Source organism: Pseudosulfitobacter pseudonitzschiae, assembly GCF_002222635.1.
GTDB classification, from domain to species: domain Bacteria; phylum Pseudomonadota; class Alphaproteobacteria; order Rhodobacterales; family Rhodobacteraceae; genus Pseudosulfitobacter; species Pseudosulfitobacter pseudonitzschiae_A.
In genome coordinates, this window is the sequence record NZ_CP022415.1 from 3,343,185 (window position 1) to 3,369,450 (window position 26,266).

The window sequence follows — 26,266 nt, forward strand, 5'->3', positions numbered from 1 at the left end:
GCGCGGCAAACCTAGGCGGGTCTATGGAACCATCACTTTTCAGTTTCATCTGGAGATATTCCAAACGCGAACAGGTGCTATTGCTGCTGGTCACGCTGGTCACTTTTCCGTTTCTTTACGCCACGCTGGAACTGCCCAAACGGATCATCAACGACGCCATTGGTGCCGATTCCGATACCATACCGCTGTTGGGGGTCGATCTGGCGCAAGTCGAATTCCTGATGTTGCTGTGCGGCCTCTATCTGCTGGCCGTGCTGGTGCATGGCCTGCTGAAAATGCGCCTGAACACGATGAAAGGGATCGTATCCGAACGGATGTTGCGCCGCCTGCGCTATACGTTGATCGCACGCATGATGCGGTTTCCGCGCAGCTATTTCCGCACCACATCGCAGGGTGAAATGGTCAGCATGGTCACGTCCGAGGCCGAGCCGATGGGCGGGCTGATGGGCGATGCGCTGGCGCAACCGGTGTTTCAGGCGGGGCAGATGGTGATCATCGTGGTGTTCCTGTTTGCGCAAAGCATCTGGTTCGGGCTGGCCGGTGTTGCGCTGATTCCATTGCAGGCGTGGCTGATACCGATGCTGCAACGGCAGATCAATGTGCTGAACAAGGCGCGGATCGTCGAAGTGCGCGCGCTGTCCTCGGAAATCGGGGAAAGTGCGGCAGGTGTAACCGATCTGCGCACCAATGGCGGCTGGCGCTACCGGTTGGCACAGTTCACCGACCGGTTGGGGCGGTTGTTCGATATCCGCTACAAGATTTACCAAAAGAAATTTTTCATGAAGTTTCTCAATAACTTCATTACCCAGCTGACGCCGTTCTTTTTCTATTCCGTGGGCGGCTATCTGGCGATCAAAGGCCAGATTTCGGTGGGGGCGCTGGTTGCAGCCCTTGCCGCCTACAAAGACCTGTCAAGTCCGTGGAAAGAACTGCTGACTTATTACAACCAAGTGCAGGATATGTCGGTGCGCTGGGAGGTTGTGACCGAACGCTTTGATCCCAAAGGGTTGATTGATGCCGACAAATTCGAAGGAGCGCCCAAGACCATTCCGCATCTGGACGGTGACATCGTGCTGGATGGGGTCTCTGTGCGCAACGCGGACAGTAACATGGTGCTGGAGAACATCAGCCTGACCATCCCTGCGGGTGCGCGGGTTGCCATTCAGGTTGCCAGCCAGATCGAAAGGACCGCGCTGGCCGAAGTTCTGACGCGCGAGGTGACGCCGACGCGGGGGCGTGTGACCATGTCGGGGCACGATCTGGCAGACCTGCATCAGGCGGTGATCGCCGCGCGCATAGGCTATGCCCATTCGCGGCCCTATCTGTTCGACGGCACGTTGGGCAGCAATCTGTTGATGCCCTTGATGACCAGCCCGCGCACAGTGCTGTGGGACCCGGGCAAAAAGGACCGCGCAGGCATCGAGGCGGGACGGGCGGGCAACAGTCTGGACAGTCTGCGTGCCGATTGGGTCGATCCGGGACTGGCTGGTCTGAACGACCCCGGCGAGATCCGCGCATGGTGGTTCAAGCTGGTCAATGCTGTTGGCATCGAGGACCAGATGGTGCGCCGCATGATGGCTTCTGCCATCAATCTGGCCCAGCATCCGAAGTTGGCCCAGTCCATCGTCGCCCTGCGCCCCGAGATCGAGCGCCGGTTGGCCGCCTCTGGTCTGGATGAAGTGGTCAACCGCTTTTATCCGGACCGGTTCAACCCGTCGCTGCCGCTGGGCGGCAACCTGTTGTTCGCGGTCCCGAGGTTCAGCATCAGCCAGCAGGCATTGGTCGACGAGGGCCGTTTCCTGAGCCTGATCACCGAGAAGGGGCTGGCCGAACAGGGCATCGCGATTTCGCAGACGCTGATGGAAACTCTGCTGCAAACATTTGGGCGGGACGGCACCAGCCACCCGCTGTTCACTGCTCTGGGAATCGAAGAAGAGATGTACGAGCAGTTGGTCGACATCGCCGAGCGTCGCCGCTTGAGCGGTGATGCGGCGCTGAGCGATGACGAATTCGCGCTGCTTTTAACCGTGCCCTTTGCGCTGACGGCTGAACAGCTGGGCGCGGCTTTTCCCGAAAGCTTCAAGGATGAAATCCTGAAAATCCGCCGCGAACACGGCGCATCCCTGCGGACGATGATGACGGATATGTTCGTGCCCATCGCTCCGGAAAACTACCTACCGCTTTTGACGATTCTGGAAAACGCATTGTATGGCCGCGTGTCCGCGATGGCGGGGGCGCGGGCCAGTGAGGTCGAAGATCTGGTCTGCGGGCTGCTGATCGACGAAGGGCTGCAAGAGCTGGTGGCCGAGACCATCTTTGACATTCCCACAGGTCTGGCCGGCATCAAGATTCCGACAGTGTTTCAGGAACGCGCGGCCTTCAGTCGTGCAGCAATCAAACGGCCCGACATTCTGGTTCTGGACCGCGCATTGGCCAGCCACAACAGCGTGCAGCGTCGTTCTGCACGCAGCGGTTTGCGCGACCTTCTGCCCCGGTCGACGCTGATTTTCATGGAGGAATCCTTTGAAAACCCGGATGCTTATGACTTGTTCGTCGAGATCAGGAACGGGCGCATCGACGGCATCCTGACCAACGACAGCGAAGACGAAACCAGTTCCGGCGCGGATGATCTGCGGCGCAAACTGCGGGTGATCGGACGTACCGAACTGTTCGGGAAAATGGATGCGCGCAACCAGCGTCTGCTGGCCTTTGCTGCACAATGGTATCCCGTAGAGGCGGGTCAGCGGATTTTCTCGACCATGGAACCCGCGGATGCTGCTTATCTGTGCGTCTCCGGGCAGGCTCTGATGAGTTACCGTGACGCGGAGGGCAAAAGCCATCCGGTGACCACCGTCAATCCGGGTAGGGTGATCGGTGATTTGTCGATTATCCTGAACGAGCCACGCCAGATGGATTTGACCGCCACGACCGACGGCAAATTCCTGCGGCTGGGCGCCGAAGAGTTCCGCGCCGTTTACGAGAATGACACCGGCGTGCTGCTGCAACTGTTGCAAAGCGTCGGCACCCATCTGAGCGGGGCTGCAGACCTGTTACGCGACGCACGGCTGGACCTGACCGAACCGCGCGGGCCGGTGGTGCCCTCGCTGGAGGATGAAGAATGATCCGTCCACTTGCCGCCTATGCACCGCATCAGACGTTTGTCGCTCCGGCGCGGGCGCGTGCCCAGCTGTGGCGGTTGGCCGTGGGGTTGGTGTTGGGCGGCGCCGGTTATATCGTGCTGGCCCAATTTTTCTACGACACGCTGATTGCGTTGTATGTACCCGACGATGCAACGGCCTTTGCCGAAGAACTGCAAAGCGGCAGCACGCCCTTTGCCATGTTTGCCCTGCTGTTCAGCTTTGGCGCGATGACCCTGACGCTGGCGCTGGTTGTGGCGATGGTTCACAACCGCTCTGTCCTGACCCTGCTGGGTCCGTTGCGCCCTTTTGCGAAACAGTTTCAGCAGGCTGCGGTGGCAGTGGTGGTGCTGTCTGGTGCGTTGTGGATTTTGCCGCCTTGGGGGATGGAGCCGCCGATGCTGCCAGGGCTGCCCGTTGGCCTGTGGGCCGGATTGCTGCCCCTGTCGCTTTTGGCGGTTCTGGTGCAGGTCAGCGCCGAAGAACTTCTGTTTCGCGGCTATCTCCAGCAGCAACTGGCCGCGCGGTTTGCGTCTCCGCTGGTGTGGATGGTGCTGCCGTCGGCATTGTTCGCGCTGGGCCATTATGCGCCCGCGGTGGCGGGCGGCAATGCAATCTGGATCGTGGCTTGGGCAGGCATCTTTGGCCTGTTGATGGCCGATCTGACCGCGCGGTCCGGCACTCTTGGCCCTGCGATTGCTGTGCATTTCATCAATAACGTAATTGCTATGGTGCTTACGGCAATGCCCGATGATCTGTCTGGCCTTGCGCTGTATCTGATGCCGTTCTCGTTGGCGGATGAAGCTGCGGTGGCGCAATGGTTGCCGGTAGACTTCGGGATCATGCTGACCAGCTGGCTGGCCGTGCGTCTTACCCTGCGCCGTTGATTGCAATTGTCGGTCTTGGGCATTATCTGGGGGACCAACAGGCCAGCAGAAAGTGCACACATGAACTGGATCAACAACTACGTCCGGCCCCGGATCAACTCGATTTTTTCGCGTCGCGAGACACCGGACAATCTGTGGACCAAATGCGATGAGTGCGGCACCATGCTGTTCCACCGCGAGGTTAGCGACAATCTGAACGTCTGCACCAATTGCGGCCACCACATGAATATCACTCCGCGCGACCGCTTTCGTGCACTGTTCGATGGCGGTATCTTTACACAGGTCAGCGTGCCGACGCCCAACACCGACCCGCTGCATTTTCGCGATCAAAAGAAATACCCCGACCGGATGAAAGCCGCCCAGAAGGCCACCGGTGAAGCCGAGGCGATGTTGGTCGCCACAGGCGAGATCGGGCGCACTCCCATTGTGGCCTGCGCGCAGGACTTTACCTTCATGGCAGGTTCTATGGGCATGTACGTTGGCAACGCGATCATTGCCGCCGCCGAAGAGGCGGTAAAGCTGAAGCGGCCGCTGATTCTGTTTTCCGCCGCCGGTGGTGCGCGCATGCAGGAAGGTATCCTGTCGCTGATGCAAATGCCCCGCACCACGGTTGCCGTGCAGATGCTGAAAGAGGCGAATCTGCCCTATATCGTCGTGCTGACCCACCCGACCACGGGTGGCGTGACGGCGTCATATGCGATGCTGGGCGACGTGCATATTGCCGAACCCAATGCGTTGATCTGCTTTGCAGGGCCGCGTGTGATTGAACAGACCATTCGCGAAAAACTGCCCGAGGGGTTCCAGCGTGCCGAATATCTGCTGGACCACGGGATGCTGGATCGCGTGACCCCACGCACCGAGTTGCGTGACGAGTTGATTACGATCACTCGTATGCTTTTGGGGCTGCCGCCCGCTGTCAAAGGCGATTTGCCCGCACCCGAACCGGCCATCGAAGCACCCAAAACCACTTCTGCCCCGACGCCTGCGGCGCAGCCTGCGCCGACATCATCCAAAAAATGACCGCGGACGGTTCTGATGTCATCCTGCAACGGATGATGGCGCTGCACCCCAAGATCATCGACCTGACGCTGGACCGTGTCTGGCGTTTGCTGGATGCGCTGGGCAACCCGCAGAACGATCTGCCGCCGGTAATTCACATTGCGGGCACCAACGGCAAAGGATCGACTCAGGCGATGATCCGCGCAGGGCTTGAGGCGGCAGGCAAGCGTGTACATGCTTATACCTCGCCGCATCTGGCGCGATTTCACGAACGTATCCGGCTGGCAGGTGAACTGATTTCCGAGGACGCGCTGAGCGCGGTTCTGGACGAGTGTTATGCGGCCAACAACGGCGAAACGATCACTTATTTCGAGATTACGACCATCGCCGCGATCCTTGCCTTTGCGCGCACCCCTGCGGATTACACTTTGCTTGAGGTGGGTCTGGGCGGACGTCTGGACGCCACCAATGTGATCGAAAAACCTGCGATGACGGTGATTACGCCGGTCAGCATAGATCACCAGCAGTTTCTGGGCGACACATTGGCCCAGATTGCGGGCGAAAAGGCGGGAATTATCAAACGCGGCGTGCCCTGCGTGGTTGGACCGCAGGACGCCGCCGCGCTGGATGTGATCGAAGGCGTCGCCGCCCGTCTGGGCGCGCCGCTGATGGTCTATGGCCAGCACTGGCACATCGGACCTGATCACGGGCGCATGGCATTTCAGGACGACGGCGGCCTGCTGGATCTGCCCTTGCCCAATCTGATCGGGGCGCATCAGATCCAGAACGCAGGCGCGGCGCTGATGGTGTTGCGCGATCTGGGCATGGACGAGGCTGCCTGCACTGCCGCTGTCACCGGTGCGCAATGGCCCGCGCGGATGCAGCGGCTGCGCACGGGGCCGCTGGCCGAGCGTGCAGGCGCTGCCGAATTGTGGCTGGACGGCGGACACAATCCGGCGGCAGGCGAGGCATTGGCGCATGTGCTTGCCAACTTGCCCGACCGGCGCACACATTTGATCTGCGGCATGCTGAACACCAAGGACATCGGCGGCTATCTGCGTCCGTTGGCGGCGCATGCCGCCAGTCTGACCGCCGTGTCGATCCCCGGCGAGACGAACACCTTGCCCGCAGCAACCACCGCCGAAGCCGCAACAAAAGCAGGATTGCGGGCCGGCACTGCCGACAGCGTAGGCGCTGCTTTGGACGCAATCCTGACCGCAGACCCCCAAGCGCGTGTGCTGATTTGCGGCTCGCTGTATCTGGCGGGAAATATTCTGCGCGACAACGGCTGAACACCTGTCCGGTCCGGCGGGTTTGCCCCGCATTAGGTCTCGGGCTGTCCCCAGTCGGCGGCCATCATCTCGCGCAGGCGCGATGCGGTGCGTTCGAATTCAAAGGTGCCTTCGCCCTCGACATAGAGCATTTCGGGCATGGCGGCGGCAGAGGCAATCAGCTTGACCCTAGCCTCGTAGAGCGCGTCGATCAGGGTAACGAACCGCTTGGCCTCGTTGAAATTGCTGCGTGACAGACGCGGGATGTTGTCGATCATCAGCACCCGCACGGCGTCGGCAATCACCAGATAATCGCCAGGCCCCAAGGGCTTACCGCACAGGTCATAGAACGGTGCGCGCGCGATGCCGCTGCGATAGGCGGGCAGTTCGACTTCACGCCCTTTGATCCGCAAGACCAGCGGCTCGGCTTCGCCGCCTGTCAGATCGCGCCAGACCGCATCCATCGTGGCGCGTGTTTCCTCCGAGATGGGGGTAAAAAACCGCTCTTCGCCTGCCAGACGATCCTGACGATAGTCGCGCGGGCTGACCATTTCGTGCACCACCGTCTTTTGTTTGATCAAGTCGATGGCGGGCAGGAACAACTGCCGGTTCAGCCCGTTTTTGTACAACTCGTCCGGATGACGGTTGGAGGTTGTAATAACGCATACGCCTGCTTCAAACAGCGCACGAAACAACCGCCCCACGATCATCGCATCGGTGATGTCGGTAATCTGCATCTCGTCAAAGGCCAGCAGCCGTACGCTTTCGGCCACCTTTTTCGCGACGGGGGCCACGGCATCCTCGACGCCATTTTGATGGGCCTTGTGCAGCGCGGCATGGATTTCCTGCATGAAGGCGTGAAAATGCACCCGCCGCGCAGGTACGTCATCGATGTGCTGCACAAACAGGTCCATCAACATCGACTTGCCCCGTCCGACGCCGCCCCACAGATACAGCCCCTTGGGCGCTTCGGGTGCTTTGCGGAACCAGCCTGTTTTCACCGGCGTGTTCAGCGCCTTTTGGATGCGGTCAAATTCATCCATTACCGCCACTTGGGCGGGATCGGATTGCAGCGTGCCGTCGGCGGTTAACTGCGCGTAAATGGTGCTGAACTTGGTCATGCCTTGGCTTAGCCGAGCGTTTGGCCGTTGAAAAGCGTAGGGGCGTGTCGCGTCACATCAAATTTCGTGACGTGACGAACAAAATTGCTGATTTGACCGTTGTCGGGAAATGCCTAGAGTTTGCGCAACCCGGAACCGGAGCATCCCTGTGACTACCCGCACATCTCTTTTCACGCCCGTCCTTTTGGTCGGCTGCTTTATCATCATGGTCAGCTTTGCGGTTCGCGCGTCCTTTGGTGTGTTCCAGATTCCGATTGCGGCCGAATTCGGATGGTTAAGAACCGAATTTTCGCTGGCCATTGCAATCCAGAACCTTGCGTGGGGCATCGGCCAGCCGATATTCGGGGCCATCGCGGAAAAAATCGGCGACCGCAAAGCAATCGTGTTCGGTGCGGTGCTTTATGCCGTCGGGCTGGTTCTGTCCGCAGGTTCGACTACCCCGCTTGAGCATCAGGCCTATGCGTGGCTGGTGGGCTTTGGCATCGCAGGCACCGGATTTGGTGTTATTCTTGCGGTGGTGGGCCGCGCGGCAAGCGACGACAACCGGTCGATGTCGCTGGCCATTGCCACGGCAGCGGGAAGTGCGGGGCAGGTTTTTGGTGCGCCGGTGGCGGAATGGCTGCTGACGATGATGAGCTGGCAGATGGTGTTCGTGACCTTTGCGGGCACAATTCTGGCAATGCTGCTGGCACTGCCACTGATGCGCGCGCCAGTCACGGCAACCAAGGCCGAACTGGAAGAAAGCATGGGGGAAATTCTGCTCAAAGCCTTTCGTGATCCATCCTTTACGCTGATCTTTCTGGGGTTCTTCAGCTGCGGCTATCAACTGGGCTTTATCACGGCGCATTTTCCTGCCTTTGTCACCGAACTGTGCGGGCCGATCCTGCCGGGTGGGGTGCTGCATAATATCGGCATCACCAGCACCTCGGCGCTGGGGGCCGTTGCGATTTCGCTGATCGGGATGGCCAATATTGCGGGCACGCTGGCCGCAGGTTGGGCGGGAAAACGGTTTTCCAAGAAATACCTTCTGGCGGGCATCTATGTGGGCCGCACAGTGATCGCGGCGCTGTTTATCCTGCTGCCGATTACGCCGCTGTCGGTGATCCTTTTTTCGGTCGGGATGGGGGCGCTGTGGCTTGCCACGGTTCCGCTGACTTCGGGGTTGGTCGCGCATATTTACGGCCTGCGCTATATGGGCACGCTGTACGGTATCGTGTTCTTTAGCCACCAGTTGGGTAGTTTTCTGGGTGTCTGGCTGGGCGGTCGGATGTACGACATCACGGGCGATTACACGATGGTCTGGTGGATCGGCGTGGGTGTCGGTGCGTTCAGCGCAATCGTCCACCTGCCAATCCGCGAGCGTGTTTTGGGCAACGGCCTGATGGCAAAGCCAGCGGTTTAAAGCTTTGGCGGGTTGTCGCAAATGATCTGCAAGACCTGATCCGCATGAGTATAGGGCAGCGCATGGGTTGCGCCGTCGATCACTTCTTGGTGGGCATTCCGGCTCCATTCGGCCAGCAGGCCAACCGATGACATTGCAATAACGGTATCCTCGCGGCCCCAGATCGCAAGCACCGGAATGCCCGCGCGGTGGATGATCTGGTGTTCGGCTTTCTGACTGCGGTTAAGTACGCCGCGTAAGCTGGACAGAACGGCGGGCACAAAGCCGCGCCGGTTCAGTTCGGCCAACTGCATTTTGCCAATGTTTTCCACTTGGGTTTTGCTGGTCGTGTCGGTCCTGATTCCCTTGCGCAGCTGACGCGGGAACAAGGCCAGCATCAACCAATCGCCGATCACCGGCGTTTGCACGATGAACCGGCTAAGCCGTGTGCGTACAAGGCCCATGCCTGCAGGGGCAAGCAGGATCAACTGGCGCAGGCGGTCGGGGTGGGCAGCAGCGAACAGCGTGGCAATCGCCCCGCCCATGGAATAGCCGATCAGTGTGATGTCACCGCCGACGTTTTCATGGGTCAGCAACTCTTCCAGCTCGGTCAGATAGAACGCATCGTCATGCGGGCCCGTGGGCCGGTCGGAATAACCGCGCCCGTAGTGGTCGAAGATCAGCACGCGAAAGCCCAGCAAAGCCAGCCCGCGCGACAGCCCGCCCCAAACATAGGAGGATGTGGTCAGCCCGTGTATGCAAACACAAACCGGCCCGCGCACAGGTCCAAGCCACGCATAATGCACGACACCGCGCGACAAAGTGGCGAATTTGCCCGGTGCATTCTGGCGGCCATCGGGCCCCATGTGCGCGCGCATCCGTTCGATCACAACCGGAATGGCGATCAGCGCCACCAGCAGGATTAGCACCCAATACATCAGGTGTCTGCATTCCAGCGGTCAAGGATATAACGGCTGGTCATCAGATCCAGATGCGCCCCGCCGCCGTTCTTGAACAAGGTGATTTCATCGTCGGATGTGCGCGTGAACGCGTCCATATCATAATAGTCGGCAAGCAGATGGTCGCGGGTGATTGCGCCGCTTTCCAGCGGGATATTGATCTCACCGATGTGCCCGATGGTGGTGTCGAAACTGTCGACGAAGACCCGTGATTTTTGCAGGGCCGCGTCGTCGACCTCGCGCATGTCGGGGCGGTAGGCGCCGATCAGATCGACATGCTGGCCCGCCCGAAGCCAGTCGCCCATAATCAGCGGTTCGGTGGACATGGTGGCGCTGGTAATAATGTCGGCGGCGCGGATGGCGGCCTCCAGATCGTCGGCCACTTGCAGGCCGTCGATTTCTTGGGCCATTTTGTCAGCATTGGCGCGGGTGCGGTTCCAGACGGTGAAGCGGGCATGGGGAAAGGCCGCGGAATAGGCGGCGTGCAGGCTGTGGCCCACCGTGCCGGCCCCGACGATCAGGATATTTTCGCTGTCGGGGCGGGCCAGACGGCGGGCGGCGGTCAGGCTGTCACCAGCGGTTTTCCACTTGGTTACAAGGTGGAAATCGACAATCGCCTCAAGCGTGCCGTCCGCGTCGGAATAGAGCGTGACACCGCCGTTCACCATCGGTTTGCTCTTGGCCGGATTGCCCGGAAAGATCGTGGCCGATTTCACCGCAATCCCCAACCCGTCAACCCACGCCGCGCGGTTCAGCAGCGTGTCGGGGTCACGGTAGAGGAACGTATCGCTAATCTCGGCGGGGGGTAGTTTGTGACTAGCTGCCAGCGCATCGGTCAGGCCGATCCAGTCCAGCAAAGCCTCGCCCTCGGTGAAGGGGATGATGGGAATAGGGCTCATTGCGCTTCCTCCTCGCTCAGCAACCCTTCGGCGATCAGCCGGTCGGCCCAACCTGCGGGGTCTGAGAACAGGTGCGTGTTCCAGCCGCGCGCCTTGGCCGAGGCGATGTTGTCGGCGCGATCATCGGTAAAGATCAGTGCGTCACCCGACAGGCCGCTTTCGTCTTCCAGCATCTGGAAAATCTGCGGGTCGGGTTTGATCACACCCATGTGCCCCGAGATAAAGTCGCGGTCGAATTCGCGCATGAACGGATAGACCCGCGCTGCGATATCATAGGTTTGGATGCCGAAGTTTGTCAGCGAAAACACAGGCGTGCCCTTGGCCTGCAGCGCCTTCATCAGTCGCACGGACCGGTCGATGGCAGGGGCGGCCATGTCGATCCAGCGGTCGTGCCACAGGCGAATCTCGGGGGCCCAGTCGGGATTGGCGTCGGCTGTTGCCATGACCATGTCGGTAAAGTTCTCGCCCATATCCACACGGTCGTTCATGCCGTGCAGGTCGACGTTTGCGAACATTTCGCGGCGGCGTTGGCCGCCGATCACGCTGTCAAAGAACCGCTCGGGTTGCCACTCGATCAACACGTTTCCAATGTCGAACACGACGGCCTTGATGGTCATAGGTCTTGCCTTTCTCGCGCCGGTATCCGCTGTCGGACACGGGCGCCTTATGACTTTGCGGCGGCGCGTATCGCCCGCTCCAGTGCGTCCAGAAAACGTGAGCGGTCTGCCTTTGTAAAGCCTTTGCCGCCGCCTTGGCGAAAGGGATCTGCGCTGCGCAGGTCGGTCATCAGGTCACGGGTGGCCAGCACGTTGCCGATGTTGGCCTGCGTCAGCGGCTCGCCGTTGTGTTTCAGCACCTGCGCGCCTGCCTCGACGCATTTGGCGGCCAGTGGAATGTCACCTGTTACGACCACATCGCCGGGGCCTACGCGGTCTGCGATCCACATATCGGCGATGTCCGGCCCTTCGGGGACGATCACGGTTTCCACCAGCGGGTTTTGCGACGGGCGCAGACCACCGTTGGACACGACATACATCTTCAGGCGATGGCGCGTGGCAACCCGTTCGGATTCGGCTTTTACGGGGCAAGCATCGGCGTCGATATACAGGCTCATTTGGCAGCCTTGCGCGGTGCCTTGAATTGCTCGGGTATCGGCATCCGGTTAAAGGCGTCAAGACCAGCGATCTTGTAAGCCTCTGCCAAAGTTGGATAATTGAAGGTGTTCTGCACGAAGTAGTCGACCGTTCCTTTCAGGTTCAGCACCGCCTGCGCGATGTGGATCAGTTCGGTTGCACCTTCGCCGACGATCTGAACGCCCAGCACGCGACGGGTTTTCAGGCTGACCAGCATTTTCAGCATCCCGTGTTCCAACCCCATGATGTGCCCGCGCGAGGTTTCCCGCATCCGCGCGATGCCGACCTCATAGGCGATGCCGCGTTCCTGCATCTCTTCTTCGGACATGCCGCAGGTGCTGATTTCGGGAACCGAATAGATACCATAGGGAAACCACGGGCTTTCCTCCAACGTGGGCGTATCCAGCGCATGACAGGCGGCAACGCGCCCCTGTTGCAGCGAGGTCGAAGCCAGTGAGGGGTGACCAATCACATCGCCGGCTGCATAAATATGCGGCACATTGGTCTGATAGGTTTTGCGCGTGACTGTCAGCCGCCCGCGATGGTCTGTTTCAAGCCCCGCCGCTGTGGTATTCAGCCGGTCGGTCGCGCCCATGCGTCCGGCGGCAAACAACAGCATTTCGCCGCGCACATGGCGACCGTTCGACAGGCTGACTTCGATGTGGGTGCCTGCGTCTTCGATTCTATCGACGGCAGAGCCCAACCGTAGATCGACGCCGTTTTCGCGAATCTCGTGCATGAACTCCTGAATGGTGGCGGTGTCGATGAAATCAAGAAAGCTGTCGCGCGGCTCGACCAGCGTGACCCGAACATCCAGCGCCGAGAACATCGTGGCATATTCCACCCCGATCACGCCTGCGCCGATGACGATCAGACTGCGCGGAATCTCTTGCATGTCGAGGAATTCGTCACTGTCTACAACGGTGCGCCCGTTGAACGGCACATTGTCGGGCCGGTAGGTGCGCGTTCCGGTGGTTATCAGGAATTTGTCGGATGTGATCCGGGTTTTCTTGCCCGCTTCGGTATCTACCTCGATGGTATGCGGGTCGATAAATCGCGCGGCACCATGCAGCGTTTCAACGTGGTTTCGGGCGAACTGGTGTTCCAGTACGTCCACCTCGTAATCCAGTGTCATGTGCAGCCGCGCCCGAAGGTCTTCTGCCCCGATGTCCTGCCGTGCGCGGTAGGCGCGTCCGTAGAAGCTGCGCTCGCGCCAACCACTAAGGTTCAGCACGGTTTCGCGCAGGGTCTTGGACGGGATCGTGCCGGTGTGAACCGACACGCCACCCAAACGGTCGCGCCGGTCAATGACCAGAACGCGCCGTTTCAACTTGCCCGCCTGAATTGCAGCGGACCGGCCTGCGGGGCCGGATCCGATGATAACGAGATCGTAATGCGACATATGTGTCCTTAATCTGCGTAAAGCGCGTCTGCGTGGAACGCCACGTGATCCTCCATGAAGGTCGAGACGAAGAAATAGCTGTGATCATAACCCGGTTGCAGCCGCAAGGTGGCCTGTTGGCGACGTTTGGCAACCGCTTCTGCCAAGGCTTCGGGTTTGAGCAGGTCGATAAACTGGTCATTCGTGCCGGTGTCGACCAATACAGGGCCGTCAAAACCGCGTTCGGTCATCATCAGGCTGGCGTCATGGCGCGCCCATGTGGTTTCGTCATCGCCCAGATAGGCCTGCAACTGCTTACGGCCCCAATCGCTGCCCGCCGGATTGCAGATGGGTGCAAAGGCCGAAACCGAGCGGTAGCGGCCGGGCAGATTCATCGCCAGAGTCAGCGCGCCATGTCCGCCCATCGAATGACCGGTGATCGCCTGTCGGTCCATGTCCACTGCGAAGTTTTCCCCGATTAGCTTGGGCAGTTCTTCTGCAATATAGGACCACATACTGAAATTCGGTTTCCAAGGCTCTTGGGTCGCGTCGACATAGAAACCCGCGCCTTTGCCCAAATCATAGGCATCGTCGTCGGCCACATCTTCACCGCGTGGCGATGTATCGGGAAACACCAGCGCAATGCCGTGTTCGGCGGCCCATGTCTGGGCGCTGGCCTTGGTCATTGCGTTTTCGTGGGTACAGGTCAGGCCGGACAGATACCACAGCACGGGAACGGGGCCGTCACGTGCCTCGAGCGGGAGGAACAGGCCAAAGGTCATGTCGCAAGCGCAGGTATCGGAGGCGTGGGAATAGACGCCTTGGGTGCCGCCAAAGCAGGCATTCTCGGAAATCGTTATCATGTATTTGCTCCTTCAAAGGTTATCGCATGGCTATCGGGTGGCGGCGCGGGCGGCAAGGACGGGAGCCTCCGGCGGGGATACTTGGAGCCAAAAGAAGCCTAGACCGCGGTCAACCAGCCAATGACCAGCGAGACTGTAACGATGCTGATGGCGGTCGAGACCAGAATCGCGGCCGATACACGCTGGGGCGCGACGCCGTAGTGCTGGGCCAGCATGAAGATATTGCCAGCCACGGGCAGGGCAGCTGCCGAGATGATGACGGTGGCCGAAAAGGCATCGACCGAAAACAGGAAGATGGCGGCAAAGGCAACAAAAAGCGGGTGCAGCACCAGCTTGCAAAAGCTCAGCCAACCCGCGACCGACAACCGTTCGGCGGATTTGCTGGCAAGCGACGCGCCGATGGCGAAGAGGGCGCAGGGCGTGGCGGCACCGCCCAGAATGCCCAGAAATTCATTAAAGGGACCGGGGATCGGAATGCGCAGGGCCGACCAGAAAAAGCCCAGCGTAATGGCGACGATCATCGGGTTTTTCAGCAACCCGATGCCGACAGCCTTTACGATGCCCAAACGGATCTCGCCTTCTCGCGAGGCGGTGATCAGAATCACGATCAGCGATGAAAACACGATCAGATCCACCGCCAGCGCTAGCACTATGGGTCCAATCGCGGCCTCGCCTAGCAGCAGGGTCAGCATCGGCACACCCAGAAAGCCGGTGTTGCCGATCACGGCGCATTGCGCTTCGATGGCGGTGACTTCGGTGCTTTGTTTACGCAGGTAGCCCACGATCGTGGCAATGCCATAGACGAAAAAGGTGCCCCATAAATAGGCGGCGACAAGACGTCCGTTCCAAACCTCGGCGATGCCCAGATTGGCGGAAAAGCGGAACAGCATGGCCGAGAGGGCAAAGTAGAACACGAATTTCGTCAGATAGGCCGTCGCCTCCTGACTGAAAAAACGTGCGCGTCCGGCCCAGTAACCCAGGCCGATCAGCGCGAAAAACGGCAACGTCTTGAGGAAGATGGCCAACATCGCCATAGGGATAGCGTGCAGTTTGCGGGGTGTCTATCCGCTACCGATCAAAACACCTGCTGCAAAGACCAAAGCACCGCCAACGACCACCTGCATGGCCGCGCGAAAGAACGGCGTTTCCATGTATTTGTTTTGAATCCACGCGATGGCCCAAAGTTCGATGAACACCACGATGATGGCGATGGTTGTCGCGGTCCAGAAATCGGTAATCAGGTAGGGCAGCGCGTGGCCCAATCCGCCCAGCGTGGTCATGACACCGGACGCGATGCCGCGTTTAAGCGGAGAGCCGCGCCCCGACAGCGCCCCGTCATCCGAGGCGGCCTCGGTGAAGCCCATCGAGATGCCTGCGCCGATGGATGCGGCGAGCCCCACCAGAAAGGTGGTCCATGTATCGTGTGTGGCAAAGGCGGTGGCGAAGATCGGGGCGAGGGTGGACACCGAACCATCCATCAGTCCCGCCAGTCCCGGTTGTACCCATGTCAGGATGAACTGACGGCGTTCGACGTTTTCTTCGGCGTTGCGGGCGCCTTCGGTCAGGTGCTGGTCGTGCAGGTCTTCTGCGGTGGATTGATGGCCTGCCTCTGCGGCGGCCAGATCGCCCAGCAGTTTGCGGGTATCGGCGTCTTGGGTGCGGGCGGCGGCGGCAAGATAGAAGCGTTCGGCGTCATGTTCCATTGCGGCGGCTTCGGCGCGGATGCGTTCCAGCCCGAGGTTGCGGGTGAGCCAGACGGGGCGACGGGCGTAGAAGCCCGAGACGTGTTCACGTCGGATCAGCGGGATCACCGGGCCAAAGCGTGCGCTGTGCAGGTCGATCAGACGCTGGCGGTGTGCATCTTCTTCGGTCGCCATACCATCAAATACGGCGGCGCTGGCGGGATAGTCGGTCCGCAAGCTTTCGGCATAACCGCGATAAATCTGTGCGTCGTCTTCTTCGGACGAAATGGCCAGAGCCAGAATTTCCTGTTCGTCCAGATCTCGAAACCGTTTGCGGGCAAGGTTGAAACGCATGTGATGTCTTTCCGTGAAAACTTAGAATGGTTCTAATATATGGATTCGTCGGGAACTCACAAGCAAAAGCGAAGACTTGCGGGAAACTGCTGTGCGAACTGAACCAACCGGTTTATATCTGTGTAACGCAATGGAGGAGTCGCATGAACACCCAACGCCCGACAATTCGCAAAGGCCGCAAATTCGATCAGGTGCTGGAAGGCGCGCGGTCGGTGTTTCTGGTCGACGGGTTTGAAGGGGCCAGCGTGGACCAGATCGCCAAAGTTGCAGGCGTGTCCAAGGCGACGCTTTACAGCTATTTCCCCGACAAGCGGTTGCTGTTCATGGAGGTTGCCGCCAGTGAATGCTGCCGTCAGTCGCGCGCCGCTGTGGACATGATAAACGGCTGTGGCCACCCGCGCGAGGTTCTGGAACAGGCGGCTCGACATCTGCTGGGCTTTCTGACGTCGACCTTTGGGTTGCAGATGTTTCGGATCTGCGTGGCCGAAAGCGAACGCTTCCCCGATCTGGGGCGGCAGTTCTATGCCTCGGGTCCGATGGTGATGAAGGGTGAGTTGATCCACTATTTCGAAGGGGCCGTGGCGCGGGGCGAGCTAGCGATTGACGATATGCATCTGGCCGCCGACCAGTTTGGCGAGTTGTGCAAAGCCGATCTGTGGCCACGTTTGGTTTTTGGTGTGACGGATTCCGTATCACAGGCTGAAATCAACCGCGTTGTGCATGGTGCAGTGGATGTGTTCATGGCGCGCTACGGGGCGTAATTGCCCCGCTCCGATCAAATCGGGCGGGGCAGTTAGCAATTGCCGGAAACTCAGCGTTTGTCGATGATCCGCGCGGCTTTGCCTTCGGAGCGGGTCACGCCGCCCACGTCGGATACCTGCACTTTGACCGAAATCCCGATGATCTGCTTGATCCGGCTCGACAGTGCCTTGGCCGCTGCGTCGCGCAGTTCGCCCTGCACCGATGCATCCGCCGCCTCAGCCAGAACGCAAAGCTGGTCCATCCGGCCCGGTTTGGTCAGTTCAATCTGGAAATGCGGCGCCAGCCCGGCAGTGGCCATCAGGCATTCTTCGATCTGTGTGGGAAAGACATTCACGCCTCGCAGGATGATCATGTCGTCGGATCGTCCGGTGATCTTTTCCATCCGCCGCATGCTGCGTGCGGTGCCCGACAGCAGGCGCGTCAGGTCGCGGGTGCGGTAGCGGATGATCGGAAACGCCTCTTTGGTCAGCGAGGTAAAGACCAACTCGCCCTGTTCGCCATCGGACACCAATGCACCGGTTTCGGGGTTGATAACCTCGGGGTAGAAATGGTCTTCCCAGATGTGCAGCCCGTCCTTTGTCTCGATACATTCGTTGGCGACGCCGGGGCCCATAATCTCGGACAGACCGTATATGTCGACGGCGTGCATGTCGAATGCGTCTTCGATCTCGCGGCGCATGGCATTTGTCCACGGCTCGGCACCGAAGACGCCGACCTTCATCGAACAGTCGCGCGGATCAAGGCCTTGGGCGTTGAACTCGTCCAGAATTGATAGCGCATAGGACGGTGTGACGGTGATGCCGTCGGGTTTGAAATCTTCGATCAGGCGCACCTGACGCGGTGTCATCCCACCCGAGATCGGCACGGTGGACAGGCCCAGCTTGTCCGCGCCCAGATGGATGCCCAAGCCGCCCGTGAACAGCCCGTAGCCATAGGCATTGTGCAGCAGATCGCCGGAACGCAACCCCGAGGCGCGCAGGCTGCGGGCGACGACGGTGCCCCAAACGTCCAGATCGTTGCGAGTATAGCCGACAACCGTGGGCTGGCCCGTGGTCCCCGACGAAGCGTGGATGCGTGCGACCTGTTCGCGGGGCACGGCGAACATGCCAAAGGGATAATTGTCGCGCAAATCCTGTTTCACGGTGAAGGGAAACTTTGACAGGTCCGACAGGGTTTTCAGATCGTCGGGATGCACTCCGGCGGCGTCAAAAGCCTGTTTGTAGTGCGGCACATTCGTATAGGCGTGGTTCAGCGACCACTTCAGCCGCTCAAGCTGTAAGGCCGAGATTTCATCGCGCGAGGCGATCTCGATCGGATCAAGGGACGCCTTGTCCGGTGTCAGGTCTTTCATGTGGTGCCCTCCTCCTCAGGGAAAATCCGGCCTTTGATTGTGCGCGACAGGCCGCGAAACAGCGCCAGCGTTGTGCCATCGCTGGCGCTCACGGTGACGTCATAGATGCCCGACCGCCCCGTGCGGGACACTTCGACCGCGCTGGCTGTCAGAGTGTCGCCCGCCTGTCCGGGGGCGAGATAGGTGATCTGGTTTTGCTGGGCCACGGTACGCTGATTGTAGGTGTTGCACGAAAAGGCAAAGGCGCTGTCGGCCAGCGTAAAGATATAGCCGCCGTGGCAGATGCCGTGTCCGTTCAGCATGGTGTCGGTGACCGGCATGGTCAGCGTGGCGCGGCCCGGAGCGATTGCGGTGATGGTCATACCCAGCGACTGGCTGGCTGTGTCACCTTGCAGCATCACCTTGGCGCTGCGTTCGGCGCGGTCTTGCGGGGTCATGGGTCACCTCATGTTTCCAAGTCGGGTCAGGTTGCCTGTAATCTGTAACGCCTTCAAGTCTGATGCTGCGCAACGGGGCTTGATTTGCGTGTGTTTCGGCGCAACTGTCATAGCATGACAATGCACACGCCGCCCCCCGTCAATTTGCGCGAGATGCCCAGCCCCCAGGTGGCGTTCCAGCGGCCCGAACTGGCGATGATCCTGTCGCTGTACGGGCGGATGGTGGCGGCAGGCGAATGGCGGGATTACGGGATTTCGTGTCTGCGCGAGGTCGCTGTATTCTCGGTGTTCCGACGTACGGCCGAGCATCCGATGTACCGTATTGAAAAACGCCCCAAACTGCGCGGCAAACAAGGCATGTACGCGGTGATTGGCATGGATGGTCAGATTTTGCGGCGCGGTGGAGATTTGAAAAACGTGCTGCGGGTGCTGGAACGCAAGCTGATCCGCGCGGTGGACTAACTTTGTGAACGGATCAGGGGGCCAGCCTCCCGGCCTGCGGTCGTCCCCCAGAGTTTACTTGGCAAGATGAAGTTTTAGCCGTTTATGGGCTGTGCGCGGGCCGTCGGATTTGGCAATTCGGGCCAATGCGGTCTTGATCGGTTCGAAGGCTGTGGTCATGTGGTGGGCGTTGGCATGGATCAGCGTTTCACTGTCGAACACTAGCGCCACGTGACCTTTCCAGAAAAACAGATCGTTGCGACGCGGCACGGTGCCTTCGGGCAGGGCTGAGCCAAGGGTGCGGGCCTGTTGGTCGCTGTCGCCGCCGCAGTCGATGTTGCATGCAAGGCAGGCGGCCTGAACGAGGCCGGAGCAGTCGATGCCGGTGCCCGAATTGCCGCCCCAGAGGTAGGGTGTGCCGAGGAAAATTTCAGCAACGGCGGCGGGATCTTCGTGCCAGTGGCCTTCGGGTGTCAGGTGCTGTCTGGGAACAAAACCCGCCACGGTTTCGATGAATTTTGGGGTTTCCGATAGCGCGGTCAGACGGCTGCCATAGCTGAGGGTGACATGGTCCGGTGATTTCATATCTGCCCGCGCATAGGCGTGGCTGGTGCGGGTGATGATCCGGTGTGTGGGACGGGTGGCATTTGCCAAAGCTGTCGTTTGTACAAAGCCGATATAGCCGTCTTTGTCCGAGCGGACATAACTGTGCCCGTCGCGCGCACCCAGAACGGTTATGGGATCGCCGTAAATCAACTGGCGGTCGCGCATGCCATTTGGCGCATCCAGCAGATCGGTCAGCGTCACGCCGATTTGTGCAGGCGCACTGCTGTCGACCCACGCGGGGTTGGGTGTTGTGCGCCGGTCGGTCACAGTTTCAGCGCGTCGGGCAGGGAGGCAAGCAGTGCGCGCGTGCCTTGGCCGACGCCGCCTTTGGCGCGGGCGGGCGCTTCGGACGGCTGCCAGCCGTATATGTCGAAATGCATATAGCGCGGGGTTTCGGTGACGAAGCGGCGCAGGAACAGGGCAGCGGTGATCGAACCTGCAAACCCGCCTTTGGGCGCGTTGTCCAGATCGGCAATGCCGGGTTCGATCATCGTCTCATACGGCGCATGAAACGGCATGCGCCAGACCGGGTCGGCCACTGCCTCGGCGGCCTGTTCCAGCGCCGTGACCAGTTGCAGGTCATCGACGTAGTAGGGCGCAAGGTCCGGCCCGACAGCGACGCGGGCGGCGCCGGTCAGGGTGGCCATCGACACAAGCAGATCGGGCGTGTCTTCGTCGGCCAGCGCCAGTGCGTCGGCCAGCACAAGCCGGCCCTCGGCGTCGGTGTTGTTGATCTCGACCGTAAGCCCCTTGCGCGAGGTCAGGATGTCTTGGGGACGGAACGCATTTGCAGACACGGAGTTTTCCACCGCAGGGATCAGCACGCGCAATTGTAGTGGTAGCTTCAGCGCCATGATCATGCGTGCCAGACCTAGAACGGCAGCCGCACCACCCATGTCTTTTTTCATCAGGCCCATCGACGCGCCGGGTTTCAGGTTCAGCCCGCCTGTGTCGAAGCACACGCCCTTGCCCACCAGCGTCAGCTTTGGCCCCGCATCGCCCCATGTCATGTCGATCAAACGCGGCGCACGGTCTGCGGCGCGGCCGACAGCGTGGATCATCGGGAAATTATCGGTCAGCAGGTCGTCACCTGTTGTAACGGACATGGTTGCGCCAAACGCATCCGCGACTTGCCGCGCCGCCGCTTCGAGGTCGGGCGGACCCATGTCGGAGGCGGGGGTGTTGATCAGATCACGTGTCAGAGCCTCGCCTGCGGCGATTGCCTCGATACGGGCGGCGTCGATGCCATGGGGTGCCGCGAGTTGCGCGTGGGAAGGGTTTTGGGCGCTGTAACGGTCGAAGCGATATGAGGACAGCAGCCAGCCCAAGGCCTCGGCCTCGAGCGTGTTGACCGGCAGGTCGCTGTTTAAGGCGTAGCGGCCCGCTGGCAGTTTTGGCAGAGCCGCAGAGACGTGAAAGCGGCCCCGTTTGCGCTCGGCTTCGGTGCCGTAGCCCACAGCGGCCGTTTGCACGGCGCCATCGGTGTCGGGAACGATCAACGCCTGCCCGATTTTCCCAGTAAAGCCTGATGCCTCGGCCCAGACTTGCGCTGGTGCGTCCAGCGACGCGAGCCAGTCGGCGCAGGTGTCCACGGGAACGATCGTAAGCGGAATGGCGGTGTCGGTTTGGACGAAGGTGGGCTGGGTCAGGGGCATGTGGGCAACCTTATGAGTGGATTGCCCACAACCTAGCGGGCCTTTCGAGACCCGCAAGCTGTCTTATGTGTACCCGCGGGTGCCGAAGTGGAAATGGCGTTAGGCAGTGCGGCCTGCGAATTGGGTGACGGTGATATTCGCCGCCTCCAGCGTATCGCGCACCGCAGCGGCGATCTGAACGGCTGTGGGCGTGTCGCCGTGCAGGCAGATGGTGTCGATCGGGGTTTCTATATGCTTGCCTGAATCGGTGATGATTGCCTGCGCCTTGACCATGTCCACCATGCGCTGCCCTGCAACCTGCGGGTCGTGGATCACAGCGCCGGGGATCGAGCGGTCGACCAGCGTGGCATCGTCGTTATAGGCGCGGTCTGCAAAGATTTCGCAGGCGAATTTGCAGCCAAGACTGCGCACTGCGCGTTCCTGTGCCGTAGCGGCCAGCACCATCACGATCAGGTTTTCATCCACCGATAGCGCCGCTTCATAGCAGGCGCGGGCCATGTCTTCGTCTTCCGAGGTCATGTTGCCCAATGCGCCGTGCAGCTTGACGTGGCGCACCGATGCACCCAGAGCTGCGGCCATGCCCAGCGAGGCACCCACCTGACAGCGGATCGAGTTTTGCAGCGATCCGGCGGGCATGTGGATGCGACGGCGGCCAAAACCCTGAAGGTCGGGAAAGCCTGGGTGCGACCCGATGCCGACACCGTTTTGCAGCGCGATGCCCATCGTCGTGGCCATCACGTCAGGGTCGCCCGCATGGGCCCCGCAGGCAATATTGGCTGACGTGACCGTGGTCAGCAGGCTGGCGTCGTCACCCATGTTCCACGGGCCAAAGCTTTCGCCCATATCGGCGTTCAGATCCACTTGCATGGCGATGTTCCTTTACTCAAACGGGTCGGCCTGGGCCGAGATGGCACCGCTGACCAGTTGATAGGACAGCAGGTTGGGTATGTCATTGATGTCGCGCACCAGCGGCTGTGCCTTGGCGGCAAGACCGGCGCGCGCCTTGGCGTCTTTCTGTTCGATGGCGACCGCTTCGTCCAGCGTGATGAACTGGAACGTGATCTTGCCGCCCGCAGGCGTCTGCGCCATGCGCGGCAGATCGGCGGGAATGACGGTGCCGATGCGGGGATAGCCGCCGGTGGTTTGGCTTTCGCACATCAGCACAAAGGGGGTGCCGTCGCCGGTGATCTGGATGTCGCCCTGCACGATGACTTCGGAGACAATGGTGCGCATTCCCTGGGCGGCAAAGCCTTCGCCGTCATGCTCCATGCGGATGCCCTGACGGTTGGCGCGCGGGTCGCGTTTGAAGGCAGTGGCCTCGAAGCGGGTACGCTCTTCGGGCGGGAAATGGTTGGTTTGCACTGATGGCACGATGCGCACGGTGCCGCCGTCAAAACGCGCGTCGCGCGGCAGGTAAAAGCCGGTTCGGCTGCCTTTGTCGGGCAGCACGGGCAGGGTGTCACCCTTGGCGATCAGCTTGCCCAGACCCGCAGACATGTGGCCGCCCCGCGCGCCCATGCGCACCGGCGCGTCGAAACCCCCGCCGACGTGCAGATATGCGTAGCTGCCCGAACGTGCAGCGCCGATGGTCAGCCGTTGTCCAGCCTCCATCTGGTGCGCGGCATTCCACGCGGCGGTTGCGTCGTCGATTTTAGCGGTCATATCCGCGCCGGTCAGGGCGATGCGCAGCGGGCCTGTGGCCTCGAACACGCCGCCGACGCTGGCGATTTCGAGAACCGCACAATCGGGCGATTGCTTGAGCAACGCTGCGCCCTCGTGGACGGCCAGCGTGTCGATCGCGCCGCCACGTGTCAGACCCGATGCGATATAGCCGGGGCGGCCCAAATCCTGAAAGGCGGCGGCGGGGCCAATCTGAAGAACCTTGAGGGCGGCGGTCATGACAATGCCTCCCATGTGGCGCCGCCTGTGCCGTCGTCATTGTTGGCGCTGATGGTTTTGTAATCTTCGGGCGTCGTGGCGTGAAACAGCAGCTCGTCGCCCGGCGAAAGCGGAAAGGGCGTGTCGGACGTCGGGCGGAAGGTGTGGAAAGCGGTTTGCCCCACATGACGCCAGCCTGTGGGCGTGTCGTTGGAAAACAGGCACAGCTGGCGCACTGCGGCGACAAGCGCACCACGCGGGATGTTGGGGCTGAGCGTGCCCAGACGCGGGATGTTCCAATGTTCGCCAAGCGTGCCCAGATAGGGTTGACCGGGGGCGAAACCGATGGTGATGACGCGCATACGGGTGCTGGTCAGCTCGGCGATGGCATCTTTGGGCGACAGGCCTGCGGCCTCGGCGGCCTCGTCCAGTTGCGGTGCCAGATCACCCCCGAACACCGCCGGAATATGCCAGAGCTTGCGACCTTCGGGGAGTGGCGCGGCGAACCAGTCGCGGGTGGCCAGCAGTTCGGTCAACTGCCCGGTGATTTCGGCGGCGGGATGCTGTGCCAGATCGGTGCGGAAAAATGCCGAAATCAGCGAGGTGGCGCTTTCGTGGACCCAGTCCCAGCCTTGGGCGTCAACCTCTGCCCGAAATGCCAGTGCGGCGCGGTTAGCAGTGTCGTCCAATGCCTCGGCAAAGGTGACCAGAACGCCCGAAAGGCCGACAGTGTGAATCGTTGGATAGGTGCTAGACATAATTCGGACACTACCTTTTCTTGGGGCGGGTGCAATCGCTGTCATCGGCCGGGGGCCTGCCCCCCGGCCTGCGGCCGCCCCCCGGAGTTTATTTTGCAAGATGAAGGGCTAAAGCTGGGTGCGCAGCCAGTTTGGGGCAAAGGTGATCTGGCCGACCCCGGCAAGGTTCAGCATACGGCTGAGTTCCGTGTTAAGCGCTGTTGTCCGGCCTTTGCCCCAGCGGACGCCGCGTTCTGGCCAAAGGGCCCGGATTTTAAGGGTGTCTTCGGCGCGAAAGGCCTTCATGTCGATGCGCCCCACCAGCCGGTCACCTTCGAGGATCGGAAAGACGTAATATCCGTAGGTGCGTTTGGGTTCGGGCACGAAAACCTCGATGCGGTAGTGAAAGCCGAACAATTGTTCGGCCCGTTTGCGGTCGCGCAGGGCCGGGTCGAAAGGGCTGAGAATGCGCAGGCGCGGACTGGGCGGTGTTTGAATGGCCGGATCATAGGGCAGATCGGGGCGAGCAAAAGCGCCGCGCAAGCTGCCGTCGGCGTTTTCTACGTCGATGGCGATGATGGAGCCACGCGCGAGGGCATGTTTGACCCATATCTGCGCTTCGGCTGGGCGGATATGGCCCCAGAAGGCCGCGAGTTCGCTGTGATTGGCAAAGCCTAAACGGTCGAGTGCCTGAGTGCAGCACCAGTCAATTGTCTGTTCGGTGTCCGGTGCATGGGCGGGGTTCGCAAGTGCTTTGTCGATCACCCGTTCGGTTAGGTCATAGCGCTTCTGGAAACCGCTCCGCCCGGTGACCGCAAGAGCGCCTGACCGCCAAAGGTATTCCAAGGCGGTTTTGGACGGATGCCAGTCCCACCAACCACCCGATCCCTTTTTCTCACCTGTGCCGACATCAGAAGAAGAGCAGGCCCCGTTTTCGCGGATATGGTCGAGCACTGTCTGATATTGCGCTTCGAAACCCGCGCGCCGGTCTTTGCTCCACGCTTTTTTCAAGCGCTCGGCGTCGCGTGTGCGTCGCATGTGCCATTGGGGGTAAAATTCCATCGGGATGACGGCGGCGTCATGGGTCCAATGTTCAAACAGGGCACGGTCGCGTTGGTAAAGTGTGTCGAGCGCTTTGGGTCGGTAGCGGGGGCGGCGGGCGAACAGGATCAGGTCGTGGGCGCGTGCGACGGTGTTGATGCTGTCAAGCTGCACGAATCCCAGTCGGGTGATCAACGATGCCAGCGCGTCGCCGTGGGCAGGCCCCTGCGGCGTTTCATGCAAGGCATGGCGGTCCAGAAAGACCCGCCGCGCGGCGGTGTTGTTCAGAACGGGCCGCGTCACACGCGTCGGCGGCGCAACGTGTCACCAAGACTGAGCTTGGGCGTAAGCGTGATCTTTTGCGGTTCGGTCGGTGCGCCCTCTTGTCCGTGGTCGCGAATGATCTCGGCGGCGGCGCGGCCAATTTCGAGGCGGCAGGCGTCCATAGTGGCCAGTTGGCGCGGCAGACCTTGCAGTAATTCGACGCCGTTGAAACCCGCCAACCCCACTTGTCCGGGCACGTCAATACCCTGATCCAGCAGGTACAGAAGGCCGCCTGCGCCTATCATGTCATTGGAATAGTACAGGAAATCCAGATCCGGACTGCGGTCCAGCATCGTTTTGGTCATCTCGCGGCCCTTGGCCAGAGCCGAGCCGCCCGAATAAAACTCGCGGTCTTCGATTTCTACCCCCGCTTTGGCAAGGTGCTCGGTGAACCCCTCGAAGCGCTTGCGGGCGCGGTGGTCCAGCGGCATCTTGGTGCCCATGAAACCGATGTGCTGATATCCCTGCTTGAGGATCGCGCGCGCCATTTCGGCACCCGCACGCCGGTGCGAAATACCCACCATCGAATCCACGCAACGCCCGTCGGTGTCCATAATCTCGACCACGGGAATGCCCGCGTTCGCCATCATGGCGCGGGCCGCATCTGTGTGCTCCAGCCCGGCGATGATCACGCCCGAGGGCCGCCACGACAGCATTTCGTAAAGCACGCGCTCTTCTTTCTCGGGCAGATAGTCGGTGACGCCCACAACCGCCTGCAAGGGCGTGTCGTCAAGGATCTGGTTGATACCGGTCAGCACCTCGGGGAACACCATATTGCCCAGCGAGGGGATGATAACAGCCACCAGATTGACCCGCTTCGAGGCGAGTGATCCTGCGATCTGATTGGGCACATAGCCTAACGTTGTGGCTGCCTCGAGCACCTTTTTGCGGGTGGCGTCAGACACATCGCCCCTGTTGCGCAACACGCGGCTGACGGTCATTTCAGAGACGCCCGACGCTTCGGATA

Annotated in this window: 25 protein-coding genes; 7 read left to right on the forward strand and 18 right to left on the reverse strand. The window is 60.8% G+C overall.

Going from position 1 to position 26,266, the window contains the following annotated elements; genetic code table 11:
• Positions 1-23 precede the first annotated feature (23 nt).
• The 4 genes from SULPSESMR1_RS16410 to SULPSESMR1_RS16425 are packed head-to-tail and all read left to right on the forward strand — an operon-like array spanning position 24 to position 6,315.
• Entirely contained in the window at positions 24-3,122 is a 3,099-nt protein-coding gene (locus tag SULPSESMR1_RS16410) for an ABC transporter transmembrane domain-containing protein (RefSeq protein ID WP_089421839.1), read from the forward strand.
• Positions 3,119-4,024, forward strand: coding sequence for a CPBP family intramembrane glutamic endopeptidase (locus SULPSESMR1_RS16415; RefSeq protein WP_089421840.1), 906 nt, complete (start codon positions 3,119-3,121; stop codon positions 4,022-4,024). The genes SULPSESMR1_RS16410 and SULPSESMR1_RS16415 overlap by 4 nt, the downstream gene beginning before the upstream one ends.
• Positions 4,025-4,084: 60 nt before the next feature.
• A complete protein-coding gene (gene accD, locus SULPSESMR1_RS16420; protein WP_089421841.1) occupies positions 4,085-5,044 on the forward strand; it encodes an acetyl-CoA carboxylase, carboxyltransferase subunit beta in 960 nt (319 codons plus the stop codon).
• Positions 5,041-6,315, forward strand: coding sequence for a bifunctional folylpolyglutamate synthase/dihydrofolate synthase (locus SULPSESMR1_RS16425; protein WP_089421842.1), 1,275 nt, complete (start codon positions 5,041-5,043; stop codon positions 6,313-6,315). The genes accD and SULPSESMR1_RS16425 overlap by 4 nt, the downstream gene beginning before the upstream one ends.
• A 32-nt stretch (positions 6,316-6,347) precedes the next feature.
• Here SULPSESMR1_RS16425 and zapE read toward each other — a convergent pair whose 3' ends face one another.
• Positions 6,348-7,415, reverse strand: a complete 1,068-nt coding sequence (zapE, locus tag SULPSESMR1_RS16430) for a cell division protein ZapE (protein ID WP_089421843.1) — start codon at positions 7,413-7,415, stop codon at positions 6,348-6,350.
• A gap of 205 nt (positions 7,416-7,620) precedes the next feature.
• On the opposite strand from zapE, the gene SULPSESMR1_RS16435 reads away from it, so the two are divergent.
• Positions 7,621-8,817, forward strand: coding sequence for an MFS transporter (locus tag SULPSESMR1_RS16435; protein WP_240311478.1), 1,197 nt, complete (start codon positions 7,621-7,623; stop codon positions 8,815-8,817).
• Here SULPSESMR1_RS16435 and SULPSESMR1_RS16440 read toward each other — a convergent pair.
• From SULPSESMR1_RS16440 to mbfA, 8 genes are all read right to left on the reverse strand, one after another.
• Complete coding sequence (locus SULPSESMR1_RS16440) at positions 8,814-9,734, reverse strand: alpha/beta fold hydrolase (RefSeq protein WP_089421845.1); 921 nt, start codon at positions 9,732-9,734, stop codon at positions 8,814-8,816. The two genes, SULPSESMR1_RS16435 and SULPSESMR1_RS16440, sit on opposite strands and share 4 nt — an antisense overlap.
• On the reverse strand, positions 9,734-10,654 hold the full coding sequence (locus tag SULPSESMR1_RS16445) for an ornithine cyclodeaminase family protein (protein WP_089421846.1): 921 nt from the start codon (positions 10,652-10,654) through the stop codon (positions 9,734-9,736). The genes SULPSESMR1_RS16440 and SULPSESMR1_RS16445 overlap by 1 nt, the downstream gene beginning before the upstream one ends.
• Positions 10,651-11,271, reverse strand: a complete 621-nt coding sequence (locus SULPSESMR1_RS16450; RefSeq protein WP_089421847.1) for an HAD family hydrolase — start codon at positions 11,269-11,271, stop codon at positions 10,651-10,653. Before SULPSESMR1_RS16450 ends, SULPSESMR1_RS16445 begins: the two co-directional genes overlap by 4 nt.
• 47 nt (positions 11,272-11,318) lie before the next feature.
• Positions 11,319-11,768, reverse strand: coding sequence for a YaiI/YqxD family protein (locus tag SULPSESMR1_RS16455; protein WP_089421848.1), 450 nt, complete (start codon positions 11,766-11,768; stop codon positions 11,319-11,321).
• Complete coding sequence (sthA, locus tag SULPSESMR1_RS16460; RefSeq protein WP_089421849.1) at positions 11,765-13,189, reverse strand: Si-specific NAD(P)(+) transhydrogenase; 1,425 nt, start codon at positions 13,187-13,189, stop codon at positions 11,765-11,767. The genes SULPSESMR1_RS16455 and sthA overlap by 4 nt, the downstream gene beginning before the upstream one ends.
• A gap of 8 nt (positions 13,190-13,197) precedes the next feature.
• On the reverse strand, positions 13,198-14,031 hold the full coding sequence (fghA, locus tag SULPSESMR1_RS16465; RefSeq protein WP_089421850.1) for an S-formylglutathione hydrolase: 834 nt from the start codon (positions 14,029-14,031) through the stop codon (positions 13,198-13,200).
• A gap of 98 nt (positions 14,032-14,129) precedes the next feature.
• Positions 14,130-15,059, reverse strand: a complete 930-nt coding sequence (locus SULPSESMR1_RS16470) for an AEC family transporter (RefSeq protein ID WP_089422376.1) — start codon at positions 15,057-15,059, stop codon at positions 14,130-14,132.
• Between the two features lie 33 nt (positions 15,060-15,092).
• Positions 15,093-16,067: an iron exporter MbfA gene (gene mbfA / locus SULPSESMR1_RS16475; protein WP_089421851.1), complete on the reverse strand. Its 975-nt coding sequence runs from the start codon at positions 16,065-16,067 to the stop codon at positions 15,093-15,095.
• Between the two features lie 143 nt (positions 16,068-16,210).
• Here mbfA and SULPSESMR1_RS16480 point away from each other — a divergent pair, with 143 nt between their 5' ends.
• Positions 16,211-16,828: a TetR/AcrR family transcriptional regulator gene (locus tag SULPSESMR1_RS16480; RefSeq protein WP_089421852.1), complete on the forward strand. Its 618-nt coding sequence runs from the start codon at positions 16,211-16,213 to the stop codon at positions 16,826-16,828.
• Between the two features lie 50 nt (positions 16,829-16,878).
• Here SULPSESMR1_RS16480 and paaK read toward each other — a convergent pair whose 3' ends face one another.
• Together paaK and paaI are read right to left on the reverse strand one after the other, a co-directional pair.
• Positions 16,879-18,180 carry a phenylacetate--CoA ligase PaaK gene (paaK, locus tag SULPSESMR1_RS16485; RefSeq protein ID WP_089421853.1) on the reverse strand — a complete coding sequence of 434 codons (1,302 nt, stop codon included), beginning with the start codon at positions 18,178-18,180 and terminating at the stop codon, positions 16,879-16,881.
• The gene (paaI, locus tag SULPSESMR1_RS16490) at positions 18,177-18,617 is read right to left on the reverse strand and encodes a hydroxyphenylacetyl-CoA thioesterase PaaI (RefSeq protein WP_089421854.1); all 441 of its coding nucleotides are present in this window, start codon (positions 18,615-18,617) and stop codon (positions 18,177-18,179) included. The genes paaK and paaI overlap by 4 nt, the downstream gene beginning before the upstream one ends.
• A gap of 114 nt (positions 18,618-18,731) precedes the next feature.
• Here paaI and SULPSESMR1_RS16495 point away from each other — a divergent pair, with 114 nt between their 5' ends.
• Positions 18,732-19,079 carry a DUF2794 domain-containing protein gene (locus SULPSESMR1_RS16495; protein ID WP_089421855.1) on the forward strand — a complete coding sequence of 116 codons (348 nt, stop codon included), beginning with the start codon at positions 18,732-18,734 and terminating at the stop codon, positions 19,077-19,079.
• Between the two features lie 54 nt (positions 19,080-19,133).
• Here SULPSESMR1_RS16495 and SULPSESMR1_RS16500 read toward each other — a convergent pair whose 3' ends face one another.
• The 7 genes from SULPSESMR1_RS16500 to SULPSESMR1_RS16530 form a co-directional block, all read right to left on the reverse strand.
• Positions 19,134-19,931: a C40 family peptidase gene (locus SULPSESMR1_RS16500; RefSeq protein WP_089421856.1), complete on the reverse strand. Its 798-nt coding sequence runs from the start codon at positions 19,929-19,931 to the stop codon at positions 19,134-19,136.
• Positions 19,928-21,319 carry a leucyl aminopeptidase family protein gene (locus tag SULPSESMR1_RS16505; protein WP_089421857.1) on the reverse strand — a complete coding sequence of 464 codons (1,392 nt, stop codon included), beginning with the start codon at positions 21,317-21,319 and terminating at the stop codon, positions 19,928-19,930. The genes SULPSESMR1_RS16500 and SULPSESMR1_RS16505 overlap by 4 nt, the downstream gene beginning before the upstream one ends.
• 99 nt (positions 21,320-21,418) lie before the next feature.
• Entirely contained in the window at positions 21,419-22,186 is a 768-nt protein-coding gene (locus tag SULPSESMR1_RS16510; protein WP_089421858.1) for a LamB/YcsF family protein, read from the reverse strand.
• A gap of 12 nt (positions 22,187-22,198) precedes the next feature.
• Positions 22,199-23,218 carry a biotin-dependent carboxyltransferase family protein gene (locus SULPSESMR1_RS16515; RefSeq protein WP_089422377.1) on the reverse strand — a complete coding sequence of 340 codons (1,020 nt, stop codon included), beginning with the start codon at positions 23,216-23,218 and terminating at the stop codon, positions 22,199-22,201.
• Complete coding sequence (locus tag SULPSESMR1_RS16520) at positions 23,215-23,955, reverse strand: 5-oxoprolinase subunit B family protein (RefSeq protein ID WP_089421859.1); 741 nt, start codon at positions 23,953-23,955, stop codon at positions 23,215-23,217. Before SULPSESMR1_RS16520 ends, SULPSESMR1_RS16515 begins: the two co-directional genes overlap by 4 nt.
• Positions 23,956-24,063: 108 nt before the next feature.
• Positions 24,064-25,278 (reverse strand): winged helix-turn-helix domain-containing protein, encoded by a 1,215-nt coding sequence (locus SULPSESMR1_RS16525; protein WP_089421860.1) that lies wholly within the window; start codon positions 25,276-25,278, stop codon positions 24,064-24,066.
• Positions 25,275-26,240 carry a LacI family DNA-binding transcriptional regulator gene (locus SULPSESMR1_RS16530; RefSeq protein ID WP_434223020.1) on the reverse strand — a complete coding sequence of 322 codons (966 nt, stop codon included), beginning with the start codon at positions 26,238-26,240 and terminating at the stop codon, positions 25,275-25,277. Before SULPSESMR1_RS16530 ends, SULPSESMR1_RS16525 begins: the two co-directional genes overlap by 4 nt.
• Positions 26,241-26,266 lie beyond the last annotated feature (26 nt).

What these genes read in the sequence shown, in the direction of transcription:
- paaI (WP_089421854.1), bottom strand. Translation starts at nt 18,617, where the DNA reads ATGACCCCGCAAGACCGCGCCGAACGCAGCGCCAAGGTGATGCTGCAA.
- mbfA (WP_089421851.1), bottom strand. Translation starts at nt 16,067, where the DNA reads ATGCGTTTCAACCTTGCCCGCAAACGGTTTCGAGATCTGGACGAACAG.
- paaK (WP_089421853.1), bottom strand. Translation starts at nt 18,180, where the DNA reads ATGAAAGACCTGACACCGGACAAGGCGTCCCTTGATCCGATCGAGATC.
- SULPSESMR1_RS16520 (WP_089421859.1), bottom strand. Translation starts at nt 23,955, where the DNA reads ATGTCTAGCACCTATCCAACGATTCACACTGTCGGCCTTTCGGGCGTT.
- accD (WP_089421841.1), top strand. Translation starts at nt 4,085, where the DNA reads ATGAACTGGATCAACAACTACGTCCGGCCCCGGATCAACTCGATTTTT.
- SULPSESMR1_RS16495 (WP_089421855.1), top strand. Translation starts at nt 18,732, where the DNA reads ATGACAATGCACACGCCGCCCCCCGTCAATTTGCGCGAGATGCCCAGC.
- SULPSESMR1_RS16435 (WP_240311478.1), top strand. Translation starts at nt 7,621, where the DNA reads ATGGTCAGCTTTGCGGTTCGCGCGTCCTTTGGTGTGTTCCAGATTCCG.
- SULPSESMR1_RS16505 (WP_089421857.1), bottom strand. Translation starts at nt 21,319, where the DNA reads ATGCCCCTGACCCAGCCCACCTTCGTCCAAACCGACACCGCCATTCCG.
- SULPSESMR1_RS16450 (WP_089421847.1), bottom strand. Translation starts at nt 11,271, where the DNA reads ATGACCATCAAGGCCGTCGTGTTCGACATTGGAAACGTGTTGATCGAG.
- SULPSESMR1_RS16530 (WP_434223020.1), bottom strand. Translation starts at nt 26,240, where the DNA reads ATGACCGTCAGCCGCGTGTTGCGCAACAGGGGCGATGTGTCTGACGCC.
- SULPSESMR1_RS16470 (WP_089422376.1), bottom strand. Translation starts at nt 15,059, where the DNA reads ATGTTGGCCATCTTCCTCAAGACGTTGCCGTTTTTCGCGCTGATCGGC.
- SULPSESMR1_RS16455 (WP_089421848.1), bottom strand. Translation starts at nt 11,768, where the DNA reads ATGAGCCTGTATATCGACGCCGATGCTTGCCCCGTAAAAGCCGAATCC.
- SULPSESMR1_RS16410 (WP_089421839.1), top strand. Translation starts at nt 24, where the DNA reads ATGGAACCATCACTTTTCAGTTTCATCTGGAGATATTCCAAACGCGAA.
- SULPSESMR1_RS16480 (WP_089421852.1), top strand. Translation starts at nt 16,211, where the DNA reads ATGAACACCCAACGCCCGACAATTCGCAAAGGCCGCAAATTCGATCAG.
- SULPSESMR1_RS16445 (WP_089421846.1), bottom strand. Translation starts at nt 10,654, where the DNA reads ATGAGCCCTATTCCCATCATCCCCTTCACCGAGGGCGAGGCTTTGCTG.
- SULPSESMR1_RS16515 (WP_089422377.1), bottom strand. Translation starts at nt 23,218, where the DNA reads ATGACCGCCGCCCTCAAGGTTCTTCAGATTGGCCCCGCCGCCGCCTTT.
- fghA (WP_089421850.1), bottom strand. Translation starts at nt 14,031, where the DNA reads ATGATAACGATTTCCGAGAATGCCTGCTTTGGCGGCACCCAAGGCGTC.
- SULPSESMR1_RS16415 (WP_089421840.1), top strand. Translation starts at nt 3,119, where the DNA reads ATGATCCGTCCACTTGCCGCCTATGCACCGCATCAGACGTTTGTCGCT.
- zapE (WP_089421843.1), bottom strand. Translation starts at nt 7,415, where the DNA reads ATGACCAAGTTCAGCACCATTTACGCGCAGTTAACCGCCGACGGCACG.
- sthA (WP_089421849.1), bottom strand. Translation starts at nt 13,189, where the DNA reads ATGTCGCATTACGATCTCGTTATCATCGGATCCGGCCCCGCAGGCCGG.
- SULPSESMR1_RS16440 (WP_089421845.1), bottom strand. Translation starts at nt 9,734, where the DNA reads ATGTATTGGGTGCTAATCCTGCTGGTGGCGCTGATCGCCATTCCGGTT.
- SULPSESMR1_RS16425 (WP_089421842.1), top strand. Translation starts at nt 5,041, where the DNA reads ATGACCGCGGACGGTTCTGATGTCATCCTGCAACGGATGATGGCGCTG.
- SULPSESMR1_RS16510 (WP_089421858.1), bottom strand. Translation starts at nt 22,186, where the DNA reads ATGCAAGTGGATCTGAACGCCGATATGGGCGAAAGCTTTGGCCCGTGG.